The following is a 12,655-nucleotide window of genomic DNA, read 5'->3' on the forward strand; positions in this document are numbered from 1 at the left end:
ACGATCATACACACGTAGATTTTTTTATTTTTAATATTATTTAATAACATTGGAAAATAAAAAGGTGACACAGTTGATGGACTGTCCCACAAAATCATTCAAAAGGTCAATCCTTCGTAGTTACAATGTTGGCAAAACTTTTCTCGCCCCTAAAAAAAGCCAAGTAATAAGGACAAAAGGCATAGTTAGGGCAGGAAGTCCATATGGTAAAAGCCAGATACTGGTACTAGCAGTAAGTGGGACTGTTAAACAAGCAGCTGCAATCCCTGAAATACTCTTAAAACGATTATCTTCAGTGCTAAATACAGTTGCTACTGCCATACATGCCAATATTGCATTGTAGCCATATAGCCCTAGTATAATTAATGAGTGTTCTCCCCCGAGTCCGTAAGCTGTAAGCAAAGCAGCCGTATTTCCTACTACAGCATAAAGACCGAGTTTCCATCCTGCCCAAAATACAGCAATAAACAGCAACACTCCAGATAGGGTATGATCCAGAAAAAATATTTGTCCAATTCCATTAAAAATTCCCTCCGTCCAATTTACCTCACCTTCAATATCTAGTTTCCAGTGCGATAAACTTTGAGGTACTAAGGTGTTACTTAATTGGAATACTTTTAATCGGTAAGAAACTAATAGCATAAACCAAGTCAGGATGATAAAAGGGAAAGTAAGAATAGGAAGTGCAGCATTCTTTATAAAATGGACCATCATAGCTGCAAAGATCGCCGCAATAACTGCCCCTACTAAAGCAATAATCCACCGAGAAGATCCAGTTAAAAATAATGTAAGGGCAATGCCTGTTAGCACAGAATTATACCCGTATAAACCGGAATTTACACTTTTTTCATTTGCCCCTCCTATTTTTCCGATTAATGTACCGATAATAGAAGACAAAAAAGCAATAATTCCTAATTCATAAGAAGAAAGAGTAATAGCAATTAGAATAAGGACACCAGAAACAGCATTCTCAATAAAGATGACTTGAGAGACCCCTTTCAGCGACGCCAAAATAATTGAAGGAAACTCCCTCCTTAATAAGTAAGCCTCCTCTGGCAAATATAAACTATTGTCTTTTAGCATTGACAACACTTCTCCTTAAAAAAATTTCTAAATAAAAAAATAAAAGATTAAATCAAATCTATATGGAAAAGCTATTTATGTTTGCTTTTCTAAAAGATGACTACACATTAGTATTTTCTTAATTAAGAAAAATACATTTGGTAATTATATGAAAAAGAGGAGGTTTACCATGCAATTATTACCTCGTGAGATTGATAAGCTCATGATTGTCGTTGCTGCGGATCTTGCTAAAAGACGAAAAGAAAGGGGCTTAAAATTAAATTACCCAGAAGCTGTTGCGCTAATTACTTATGAAGTACTAGAAGGTGCAAGGGATGGAAAAACGGTTGCCGAATTAATGGAATTTGGCGCAACAATCTTGTCTCGCGAAGATGTCATGAATGGCATTCCAGATATCATTGACGATATTCAAGTAGAAGCTACATTTCCTGATGGAACCAAACTAGTAACTGTACATGATCCAATTCGATAAGAATGAACAGGAGGCTTAACTTTATGGAACACATTGAAATGGAACCAGGGCAGCTATTTTTAAAGGAAGAAGATATTATTTGTAATGCTGGAAGAACGACATCAAAGATATCTGTAACCAACACCGGCGATCGTCCCGTCCAAATCGGGTCTCATTTTCACTTTTATGAAGTAAATGAATCTCTCCAATTTAATAGAGAAGAAGGGTTCGGGAAACGTTTGAACATTCCATCAGGTGCTGCCGTTCGTTTTGAACCTGGGGATGAGAAAGAAGTAGAATTGATTCCCTATGGTGGAGAACGTCGAGTATATGGATTTAACAATAAAACAGATGGTTCCATTGAAAGAGGGTCTAATCAATGAGCTTTAAAATGACGAGAAAACAATATGCCGAAATGTACGGACCAACAGCAGGTGATTCCATTCGTTTAGCCGATACGAACTTAATCATTCAAATTGAAAAAGACCTTACAACTTACGGCGAGGAAGTCGTCTTTGGCGGCGGCAAGGTTATTCGAGATGGTATGGGGCAGCATCCCCTTGTCACTCGTGGAGATGGGATACCGGATGTAGTGATTACAAATGTCGTCATTTTGGATTATACCGGAATTTATAAAGCTGATATTGGTATTCGTGATGGGGTCATTGCTGCAATTGGAAAAGCAGGGAATCCATTAGTCATGGATGGTGTCGATATTGTGATTGGAGCCTCCACTGAAATTATTGCCGGTGAGGGAATGATTGTAACGGCCGGTGGAATTGATACACATGTTCACTTTATTAACCCGGCTCAGGTAGATACAGCACTTACTTCCGGTGTGACCACTCTGATTGGAGGAGGAACCGGTCCAACTGCAGGGTCCAGGGCAACAACCGTTTCTCCTGGTGAATGGAATATTCATCGGATGCTCGAAGCTGCTGAAGGATTGCCCATAAACGTAGGTTTTACTGGGAAAGGCCAGGCTGCAGCAGAAGAACCGCTTGCGGAGCAAATACGTGCAGGTGTCATTGGTCTTAAAGTTCATGAAGACTGGGGAGCTACCGCTTCTGCTATTGACCATTCACTTAGAGTAGCTGACAAATTTGATGTACAAGTAGCCCTTCATGCCGATACCTTGAACGAAGGGGGATTTGTGGAAAATACAATGGCAGCCATTAAGGATCGGGTTATTCACATGTACCATACGGAAGGTGCAGGGGGTGGTCATGCTCCTGATTTAATCAAGTCGGCTGGATTCATGAATGTTCTTCCGTCCTCTACGAATCCAACCTTGCCTTATACCGTGAATACGATTGATGAACATCTAGACATGCTGATGGTTTGCCACCATTTGAACCCTGCTGTACCAGAAGATATCGCTTTTGCTGATTCCCGAATTAGAAAGGAAACAATTGCAGCAGAAGATATCCTTCAAGATATGGGAGTATTTAGTATGGTCAGCTCAGATGCACAAGCAATGGGACGGATTGGGGAAGTTATTTTACGTACATGGCAAACTGCAGATAAAATGAAAAAACAAAGAGGAACTATGCAAGGTGACAGCGAGTATTCAGATAATAACCGAGTAAAGCGATATATTGCCAAATTTACCATTAATCCAGCGATTACACATGGTATTTCTGATCATGTTGGTTCTATAGAAGTAGGGAAAATTGCTGATCTTGTGCTCTGGAATCCAGCGTTTTTCGGTGTGAAACCTGAACTCATTTTAAAAAATGGCTTTATTGTTCAAGCCTTAATGGGTGATGCCAATGCATCCATTCCGACACCACAGCCGATTATTTATCGACCGATGTATGCTTCAATAGGGAAAGCCCTGTCTAAAAGCTCGATTACCTTTATCTCTCAAGCAGCCTTTGATGGCAAAGTACATGAGAAATTGGGATTGGAAAAAATCATTCTCCCTGTTCACGGAATTCGAAAATTAACAAAAAAGGATATGAAGCTTAATTCCGAAACTCCTGAAATTACTGTAGATCCCCAAACATATGAAGTAAAAGTAAATGGGGAACTGATTACCTGTGATCCTGTTGACGAAGTACCAATGGGACAACGCTATTTCTTATTTTGAGGTGAAAACAATGATTGTTGAAAGTATTGTAACAAATATAGAAGAAATGGAAATGGAAGAACTTTTAAAACGACATAAGGAAAAGGTATATCTAGAAAGTTCTGATTTAGTGAAACGAATTCAGCGAGTGACAACAGACCACGGCAAAGAAATAGGGATTCGACTAAAAAATCCACGTGATCTTGTGGCTGGTGATGTTTTATTTATGGATGATAAAAATATGATTATTGTGGATGTTCTATCAGATGATGTACTCGTTATTAGCCCGCGTTCCTTGAAGGAAATGGGGACGATTGCTCATCAATTGGGAAATCGCCATCTTCCAGCGCAATTTGAAGAGGAAGACATGCTCGTACAATATGATTACCTAGTGGAAGAATTGCTGCAAGAGTTGCAAATCCCTTTTAAACGCGAAGATAGGAAAGTAAAGCAAGCATTTCGGCATATCGGTCATAGTCATGATTGATAAAACACTGTCTTTGTTTCAACTTTGTGATTCTAACTTTCCAACAGGTGCTTTTAGTCATTCATATGGCTTAGAGAGTTATATTCAGGAAAATATCGTACACGATCAAGCCACGTTTGCCCAGTGGCTTCAAGTTTATTTAAATGAGCAGCTCGTCTATTCAGATGGGCTGGCAACTCGTCTTGTCTATGAATCATTAGAAAATAACGAGATGGAAAAGGTTTGGAAAATAGATCGGATGTTAATGGTTCAGAATTTACCACGAGAAACACGAGATGGGTCACAGAGAATGGGTGAACGGATGTTAAAGCTTGTGGAATCTTTATATCAGAATCCAATACTTGCCCAATATAGAGAACGAATCCAGCAAAAGAAATCTTTTGGACATCCGGCCATTGTGTTTACGATGATTGGTCATCATCTTGGCGTTTCACAAGAAAACACAACGCTCTATTATTTATATTCTACCGTGTCAAGTCTTGTTCAAAATGCGGTACGTGCCATTCCGTTAGGTCAAACAGCCGGGCAAAAAATCATTCAAGAGTTCCAAGCTGCTTTAGCCAAGGCAACCGAAAAAATTCAACTTTTGGACGAAGAGGATTTTGGAATTGTGTCTCCAGGTTTAGAATTAGCGCAAATGATGCATGAGCGTGTGAATATTCGTATTTTTATGTCTTAGGAAAGGACGTGTTGAAATGGAACCGATAAAAATTGGCGTAGGCGGTCCTGTTGGAGCAGGAAAAACATTGTTAATTGAGAAGATTACCCGAGATTTAGATGGAGAAATTAGCATGGCAGTTGTGACAAATGATATTTATACAAAGGAAGATGCTAAATTCCTTATGCAAAATGGAGTTTTACCTTCTGATCGTATCATCGGTGTTGAAACAGGTGGATGCCCTCATACAGCAATCCGCGAAGATGCCTCAATGAATTTTGCAGCCATCGATGAATTAAAAGAGAAACATCCGGATGTTGAACTTATTTTTGTTGAAAGTGGAGGAGATAATCTTGCGGCCACATTTAGCCCGGAGTTAGTTGATTTTTCTATCTATATCATTGATGTAGCCCAAGGTGAAAAAATTCCAAGAAAAGGCGGACAGGGAATGATTAAATCTGATTTATTTATTATTAATAAAACAGATTTAGCTCCCTTTGTTGGCGCAAGCTTAGAAGTAATGGAATCAGATACTAAGGTTTTTCGTGGCGATAAACCGTTTGTCTTTACAAATTTAAAAAATAATTCGGGGCTTGATGAAGTCATCAACTGGATCAAGCAGGACACCCTTTTAAAGGGATTGGCTTAGAATGACAGGTTGGACAGGAGAATTACGTTTAGCTGTTGAAAATCGAAAAGGAAAGACAGTTGCAAAAAGTGTATATTTCCAGGGCGCATTGAAAGTAATGCGCCCTATTTATCACAACGATTCGGGACAAGTCTGCTATTATATTTTAAACCCTGGGGGAGGCTATTTAGACGGTGATCGATACCGCATACAAATTGCATTAGAGAAACAGGCTAGACTCACATTAACGACACAGTCTGCTACGAAAGTGTATAGAACCCCCCATACACATGCATATCAGGAAACGGAAATCTTTTTGAAGAAAGGCAGCTTTTTGGAGTATACTCCCGATCCTTTGATTGCCTATCGACAAGCGCGATATAAACAAAAAAATGTCATCCACATGGAAAAAGGCGCTACGTTTCTTTATTCAGATATTATTACGCCAGGCTGGTCTCCAGATGGGAAAAGATTTAGCTATGACCGGCTTCAATTAATGAATGAAATATACATGGATCATGAACTTGTGACTTATGATCATATTAAGTTAAGTCCAGCAAACCATAATGTGGAAACGATTGGACTTATGGAAGGTTTTTCTCACTTGGGCTCTATGCTAGTTATCGGGGAACAAACCACCTCTGAGCTACTGGATCGGTTATATCATGTGATCCAATCAGAAACGAATACCTATAAAGTTGGATTATCCCAATTAGCTGTTAAAGGATTTACCGTACGGGTTTTAGCAAACTCAACACAGGAAATTGAAAGAATATTTAAGAATGTCCATCATATGATTAGTCATGAATGGTTTGATACAACCCCAAGCTTTCTTAGAAAATATTAAGGTGTAAAATTTGGATTCAGTATTCAACAAGGGTATCGAATTAAACAGAGAAAAAGTTTAAGGGAGGATCTTGATGGAGATTACTTTGTTTTCCGTGTTGGCACTTGGGTTCATTTTGGGGATTAAACATGCGATTGAACCTGATCATGTCATTGCCGTATCGACTATTGCCAGTAATAGCAAAAAGTTATGGCATGCCTCTCTAGCTGGGGTATTTTGGGGCATTGGACATACTGCAACTCTTTTTATCCTTGGGATTATATTAATCCTAATGAAAAATGATTTGTCGGATAAATGGTCCATGTCATTAGAATTTCTTGTAGGTATTATGCTTATCTATTTAGGTATTACGAGCTTACTTACATTTAGAAAGCACAAACAACACTCTCATCTAAAAGAAGAACATTCAAAGAATGATCATTTGAACAAGAAAGATGTATCCTATTTTAAATCATTGTTCATTGGATTTGTTCATGGACTTGCAGGAAGTGCGGCATTGGTTCTACTTACGATGAGCGCGGTTGACACAGTTTGGCAAGGTGTTTTGTATATTTTTATATTTGGAGTAGGTACAACAATAGGTATGTTAATATTCACAACGATTCTCGGCATTCCATTTGTATTGAGCAAGAAACGTTTAAAATTAAGTCGCAGCCTTATCCTGCTAACAGGAGCAATTAGTGTCATGTTTGGAATCTATTATATGTATAATTTAGGAATTAATGAAGGACTATTTAAACTTTGGATATAAAAGCCAGAATTTGATAAAAAGATCAATCCATTTTAATAAGGGATTGATCTTTTTTATAGACATTCACTTCATAAACGTATATATTGTCTTATTTACTTAGGCTAGTCCAAGTCCAAGTTTGTGTCCGTTTTCTTTTACCGTACGTATTCACCATTCCAAATATGCAATCTCTAAATCCTGACTCAGTCAAATATAATTTGCAGTTCGTTTAACGATCTAAACCCAATCATTTTTCGCCATTGCAAGTCAGGAGCCGCTAATTGAAGGTTGTCTTTCCAAACCAGGAGTGATTTAATCGTAATTTGTGTTTCTAACCGTGCCAACGGGGCACCTAAACAAAAATGCGTGCCATATCCAAATGCAAGATGGGGATTCGGATTCCTCGTTATGTCGAATAAATGAGGATCATGGAATTTATTCGGATCGCGATTGGCAGCTCCCAAAAGGATATATACCTGGTCGCCTTTTTTAATAGTTGTTTGATGGATCTCGATATCCTCCGAAGCAATCCGAGCGGTCATCTGTGTTGGACTCTCATAGCGCAAAAACTCCTCAACCGCCCCTTCAATAAGTAATGGTTTTTCCTTTAGGTCCATCAGTTGATGAGGATGTTTCAATAAGGTAAGGATTGAATTGCTGATAAGATTGACTGTTGTCTCATGACCGGCAATAACAAGTAAAATGCAGGTTGCCAATAATTCCTCGTCTGTTAACCTGTCCCCTTGCTGTTCCTCCTTTATTAACAAGCTGACAAGGTCCTCTTCAGGGCTGTGTTTCCGTCTTTTAATCAGTTCTTTAAAATAATCCCTTAAGATTATAGTAATTGCATTCCCATTGTCTAACGCCTTTCTCGAACGGGTAAAATCAATGGTTTGAATTAAGCTTGCCGCCCATTCTCTAAATTGATATCGCTCTTCTTGAGGTACTCCTATTATTTTCGCTATAATGAGACTTGCTAAAGGAAACGCTAAATCGGAAACCACATCCATTGTTTTCTTATTTTGAAACTGTTGCAGTAAATCGTTTACCGTTTCTTGGATATAAGGACGAAGATGTTCCACCATTCTAGGAGTAAATACGTTACTAACCAGTAAACGCAACCGCTTATGGTCTGGTTGATTTTTAAAAAGCATCATGTCATTTTGGGTGTTTTTTAGCCGCTCATATTTTTTTGAAGTCTGAGGCAGCGGGATGCGATTTTTAAATCTAGTATCTTTAAGAATCGCTATCGCCTCTTCGTATCCTGTCACGTACCATCCTGGATATTTTAATAGATTTCCCCAATAGATCGGATGAATGGAACGCAGCTTATCGTAAAATGGATAAGGATTTTTAAAAAACTCAGGAGAAGTAAATGAAAATGGTATGGTTTGATTTAAATCGGTTGTCATGTCACGCCCCCTAAAATAGATCACGATCGTTTAACAGAGATGTGTAACTCACATCTCTGTTAAACTCTTAAATTTATCTCATCTGGACAGTCTAAGATTGAAAGGGCCTCCTAATTTGTTACTTCCTTCCCATCTAACACTTGATCTGCAAGTTCCATCCATTTATTCATTTTCCTACCTCCATTTGATTGATTAGTAATGTCACATCTATGTGATCCTTTACCATTTTTTGAATGTTATCTTTTGTTATTTCTTTAAGTTTAGGTGTGATGCCTAATATAGGCACACCACATAACTCTTCAATTAGTTTCGGGTTTGTTTTTTCCGCAAGATCAGGACATTCACTTATGCCGTTGATCACGATTCCGGCAATCGTCAGACCTAGGCTTTTTGCGTATTGAACCGTTAGAAAAATATGATTTACTGTACCAAGATTAGGTCGGGCTACAAGCACAATTGGCAGCTGTAACGCCTGAATTAAGTCACTAACTAAGAAATGTTCACCCAGTGGGACTGAAATACCGCCAGCACCTTCTACGATGAAAAATTCATGTTTTCCTCTAATCTTTTCCCAGTGACTTAATACATCTTCAATCCCCACTATCTTCCCTTCTAGCTTCCCTGCAACATACGGTGCAAGTGGTTCTTTAAATTCAAAAGGGGTAATCTCTTCATAGGATAAAGATGTTTGTGACAGTTGCTTCAGTAAGCTTGTATCACTTTCTGGATCTTCACGTGAAGTACCGCTCAACAATGGCTTAAATACGCCAACATCCACATTTTTCTCTTTTAATACAGCTGCAAGTCCACTAGAAATAATGGTTTTTCCAACTCCTGTATCTGTTCCTGTTACAAAAAAACCGTTCATTTAATCATATTCAACTCTTTTCCGATGAAATTAAAGGACTCTAGCAAGTAATCGATTTCTTTTGAACCATGGTCGGAGGAGACTGTTAACCGGATACGACTTTCTCCAATTGGGACGGTTGGTGGACGAATCGCTGGTGCATGTATTCCTTTTTCCTGTAATTTTTTCGCAAATTGTACAGCCTTTTCGGTATCCCCAATGATTACAGGAATAATCGGTGTAAGATCGCCCTTCACGGTATAACCCATTTCTTCAAGACTGATTTTTATTTTTTTTACATTTGAAAATAACAGTTGGCGTATTTCTTTACTATCTTCAATTATCTCTATGGCTGCATACGAAGCAGCACAGATTGCCGGTGGCATGGCTGTTTGAAAAATAAAGGTTCTCGCATGGTTTAACAGAAAATCAATTAACACCTTCGAACCAGCAACAAAACCACCCTCCGTACCAACAGCCTTGCTTAAGGTTCCAATCACCACATCGGGATGAACACCAAAATATTCACTTGTGCCCCTGCCATTTTCCCCCAAAACACCTGTTGCGTGTGCATCATCAACAATAACGTAGGCATGATAGCGTTTACCAAGTGAGAGCATCTGATCAAGAGGTGCAATCGTACCATCCATACTAAATACTCCATCTGTTACAATAAAACGCCGCTGATATGACGCTGTTTCCTTCAACTTTTCTTCAAGATCACCCATATCGACATGGCTATAAATGACTGTGTCAGCATTGGATAGCCGGCAGCCATCGATAATACTGGCATGATTTAATTGATCACTTAAAATGACATCCCCTTTTTCAGGCAATGACGATAGCACACCGACATTCGCTAAATAACCGCTTGAAAACAGGAGAGCTTTCTCCGTTTGCTTGAAGCTTGCAATTCTTTCTTCAAGTTTTTGATGCCATTCAGTGTGACCTGTCGTTAACCTTGAGCCACTGCTTCCTACTCCAAAATCATGTAAGCTCGTTTCTGCCGCATAAACCAATCGTCGATCATTCGCCAGCCCTAAATAATTATTTGATGAAAAGACGATCTGTCTCTGACCATCAATCAACATCTCAGGAAGCGGAGCCGTATTCATTGTTCGAAACTTTCGATACAAACCAGCCTCTTTGGTCTTGTCTAATCGATGGCTTAACCATCTATCAAGCTCCAACACTCGTCACCCCATTTGTCACCTCAATGATGGCTTCTTTCATGATCATGACCATCGCTTTAATTTCTTCCCTAGTACTAACAAGCGGAGGAAAAAATACAATGACATCACCTAATGGTCTCGTTAACATACCAAGCTCTCTCATTTTTAAAGTAACCTGATAACCTACTCGTTTATGAGCAGAAAAGGGCTCCTTTGTTTCCTTTGAGTAAACAAGCTCTATTCCACACATAAAACCAAGTTGCCTAATATCCCCAACGTGCGGAAGCGATTGCAGCTCTTGTAGGAGTAAATGGAGATACTCTGCCTTTTTGGCTACCTGTTCTACAATATTTTCAGATTCAAACAAACGTAAATTTTCAATTGCAACTGCACAACCAAGCTGATTTCCTGTATAAGAATGACCGTGGAACAACGTTTTTAACTTTTCGTAGTCATCATAGAATGCCATATAGATTTCCTCTGTTGTCAATGTAGCAGCAATTGGCAAATAGCCTCCTGTAATCCCTTTCCCAACTGCCATTATGTCTGGTTGGACACCTTCGTGTTCACAGGCAAACATTTTCCCCGTACGTCCAAATCCCGTTGCTACTTCATCAACAATCATTAAGACATCATATTTTGTACAAAGCTTACGTACACCTGCCAAAAATCCTTCTGGCATCACAATCATACCTCCGGCTCCTTGGACCATTGATTCAATAGTAAGTGCAGCGATTTCTTGGTGATTTTCAATCAGGAGCTGTTCAAGTATATCTAAACATTCATCGCGGCACTGTACAGGATCACCACTCTTAGAGTGATATACGTAAGGAATTGGTGCTTTAAAGCTCTCAAACATTAATGGGCCGTACACTTGATGGTAAAGCTCGATTGAACCAACACTAACGGCCCCAATCGTATCGCCATGATAGCCATTTTTCATCGCTATAAATTTTTGTTTCTCTGGCCTACCAATATTCATCCAATATTGAAACGCTATCTTAAGAGCAATTTCCATCGCTTCTGCTCCACTATCTGAATAAAAGACACGTGTTAACTTTTCAGGACTTATTTCAATTAGTTTTTCAGCAAGCTCTGTTGCTGGAACATTTGTCATCCCCAACAATGTAGAGTGGGCTATTTTTTCAAGTTGTTTCTTAATCGCTTGATCCAATTCTTTTTTTCGGTGGCCATGTACATTGAGCCACAAAGCAGAAAATCCATCATAATATTCCTTACCATAAATGTCTTTTACTTTAATTCCGTTTCCACTCTCAATAATGAAAGGATTTTCATCATAATCTTTCATTTGAGTGAAAGGCAGCCAAAGATACTTTTTACTTTTTTCAATTAACTCTTGTGTCATTCTCTTCCTCCCATTGAATAAAAATTGGTTGTTTTTCTAGGTAGTGTATGTATGAATGAAGATCGCTTAAGCCATCCACAAAGAAGATTCGACAGCCGTGTTCATCTCCGTATTCTTTTAATTTTGTAATGCGTTGATAGCCTAGCTTTTTACTAGCTACATAGCCTGTTATGTATTCAGGATCATCTGACCAACATAATTCTGCGACAGTAGCTGGATGCTCATTCACCTTTGTTGCAAGTACAAGTGCCTCCTTCACTCTGGAATTCTTAGGCATTTTAAAGTAGTCAGCCCATTTTTCAAAATTCGTGTCCAACCAGTCCATTCTTGAAACACGCAAGCCCTTTTCTTTCCGTTCATCAATTCGTTCACCTGAATGAATATCAATCAAAATAGCACCCCTGATTCCTGAATATTCAGTCATCAGTTGATACGCTTTTTCAATGCTCGTTCTTGGGATCCCCTCTCTCTCCAAAAGTCTCCTGGCGAATGATTGCCCTTCATCTACTGATTCCACTTCATTTGTTGCAATTTGTAATGGCTTAACTAGTTTTATAGGCTCGTCAATAGATTCAAACTGAATCTGCATAAAATCTGGATTTCCTCTTGAATGAGTTAAGCCCTTTTCCAATAAAGCATTCACTGCATGTTTCATATTGCTATATGTTGAAAGTAGTTCTCCACCGGATATATGCTTTCCTCCTTGTTCATGAGGTCCATTCTTGGCAGCTCTCATTCTAATGCTATAATACTTGCCCTCTTGCATATCTTCTACCTCCCAACCTGGGTAATACTAATTGTAAACCAAAATCAACAATAGGTTAACAATTAGAATAATAAGATAGTTACCCTTTTCTGTCAATATTGTTAACAAAATTGTATTTGTAATTTAAAAGTTATTAA

The 12,655-nt window shown here is 38.7% G+C and carries 14 protein-coding genes; 8 read left to right on the forward strand and 6 right to left on the reverse strand.

The features are described 5' to 3' along the window. Positions 1–120: 120 nt before the first annotated feature. Positions 121–1,083 (reverse strand): urea transporter, encoded by a 963-nt coding sequence (locus QF028_RS23980; protein WP_429469601.1) that lies wholly within the window; start codon positions 1,081–1,083, stop codon positions 121–123. Between the two features lie 169 nt (positions 1,084–1,252). Between QF028_RS23980 and QF028_RS23985 the strand changes: the two genes are divergently transcribed. From QF028_RS23985 to QF028_RS24020, 8 genes are all read left to right on the forward strand, one after another. Continuing rightward, positions 1,253–1,555, forward strand: coding sequence for an urease subunit gamma (locus QF028_RS23985; protein ID WP_066250648.1), 303 nt, complete (start codon positions 1,253–1,255; stop codon positions 1,553–1,555). Between the two features lie 38 nt (positions 1,556–1,593). Then, positions 1,594–1,917 (forward strand): urease subunit beta, encoded by a 324-nt coding sequence (gene ureB, locus QF028_RS23990; RefSeq protein ID WP_215002217.1) that lies wholly within the window; start codon positions 1,594–1,596, stop codon positions 1,915–1,917. Continuing rightward, a complete protein-coding gene (gene ureC, locus QF028_RS23995) occupies positions 1,914–3,626 on the forward strand; it encodes an urease subunit alpha (RefSeq protein ID WP_429469604.1) in 1,713 nt (570 codons plus the stop codon). Before ureB ends, ureC begins: the two co-directional genes overlap by 4 nt. A gap of 10 nt (positions 3,627–3,636) precedes the next feature. Further along, positions 3,637–4,092, forward strand: a complete 456-nt coding sequence (gene ureE, locus QF028_RS24000; RefSeq protein WP_429469607.1) for an urease accessory protein UreE — start codon at positions 3,637–3,639, stop codon at positions 4,090–4,092. Then, positions 4,085–4,771, forward strand: a complete 687-nt coding sequence (locus QF028_RS24005) for an urease accessory protein UreF (protein WP_429469610.1) — start codon at positions 4,085–4,087, stop codon at positions 4,769–4,771. Before ureE ends, QF028_RS24005 begins: the two co-directional genes overlap by 8 nt. A 16-nt stretch (positions 4,772–4,787) precedes the next feature. After that, positions 4,788–5,399, forward strand: coding sequence for an urease accessory protein UreG (ureG, locus tag QF028_RS24010; protein WP_098262975.1), 612 nt, complete (start codon positions 4,788–4,790; stop codon positions 5,397–5,399). Position 5,400: 1 nt separating this feature from the next. Next, positions 5,401–6,225, forward strand: coding sequence for an urease accessory protein UreD (locus tag QF028_RS24015; RefSeq protein WP_215002135.1), 825 nt, complete (start codon positions 5,401–5,403; stop codon positions 6,223–6,225). A gap of 73 nt (positions 6,226–6,298) precedes the next feature. Then, positions 6,299–6,976 (forward strand): sulfite exporter TauE/SafE family protein, encoded by a 678-nt coding sequence (locus tag QF028_RS24020; RefSeq protein WP_429469614.1) that lies wholly within the window; start codon positions 6,299–6,301, stop codon positions 6,974–6,976. 182 nt (positions 6,977–7,158) lie between these two features. Here the strand turns inward: QF028_RS24020 and QF028_RS24025 are convergent, their stop codons facing one another. The 5 genes from QF028_RS24025 to bioW all read right to left on the reverse strand — a co-directional run bounded on the left by QF028_RS24025 (position 7,159) and on the right by bioW (position 12,518). Then, on the reverse strand, positions 7,159–8,367 hold the full coding sequence (locus QF028_RS24025; RefSeq protein WP_429469617.1) for a cytochrome P450: 1,209 nt from the start codon (positions 8,365–8,367) through the stop codon (positions 7,159–7,161). Between the two features lie 166 nt (positions 8,368–8,533). Then, a complete protein-coding gene (gene bioD / locus QF028_RS24030) occupies positions 8,534–9,235 on the reverse strand; it encodes a dethiobiotin synthase (protein WP_215002128.1) in 702 nt (233 codons plus the stop codon). Continuing rightward, positions 9,232–10,404 (reverse strand): 8-amino-7-oxononanoate synthase, encoded by a 1,173-nt coding sequence (gene bioF, locus QF028_RS24035; protein WP_429469620.1) that lies wholly within the window; start codon positions 10,402–10,404, stop codon positions 9,232–9,234. The genes bioD and bioF overlap by 4 nt, the downstream gene beginning before the upstream one ends. Beyond that, a complete protein-coding gene (bioA, locus tag QF028_RS24040; RefSeq protein ID WP_429469623.1) occupies positions 10,394–11,752 on the reverse strand; it encodes an adenosylmethionine--8-amino-7-oxononanoate transaminase in 1,359 nt (452 codons plus the stop codon). The genes bioF and bioA overlap by 11 nt, the downstream gene beginning before the upstream one ends. Beyond that, entirely contained in the window at positions 11,733–12,518 is a 786-nt protein-coding gene (gene bioW, locus QF028_RS24045) for a 6-carboxyhexanoate--CoA ligase (RefSeq protein WP_429469626.1), read from the reverse strand. The genes bioA and bioW overlap by 20 nt, the downstream gene beginning before the upstream one ends. Between the last annotated feature and the right edge of the window lie 137 nt (positions 12,519–12,655).

This window comes from Neobacillus sp. B4I6 (assembly GCF_050434045.1).
Lineage (GTDB): Bacteria > Bacillota > Bacilli > Bacillales > Cytobacillaceae > Neobacillus.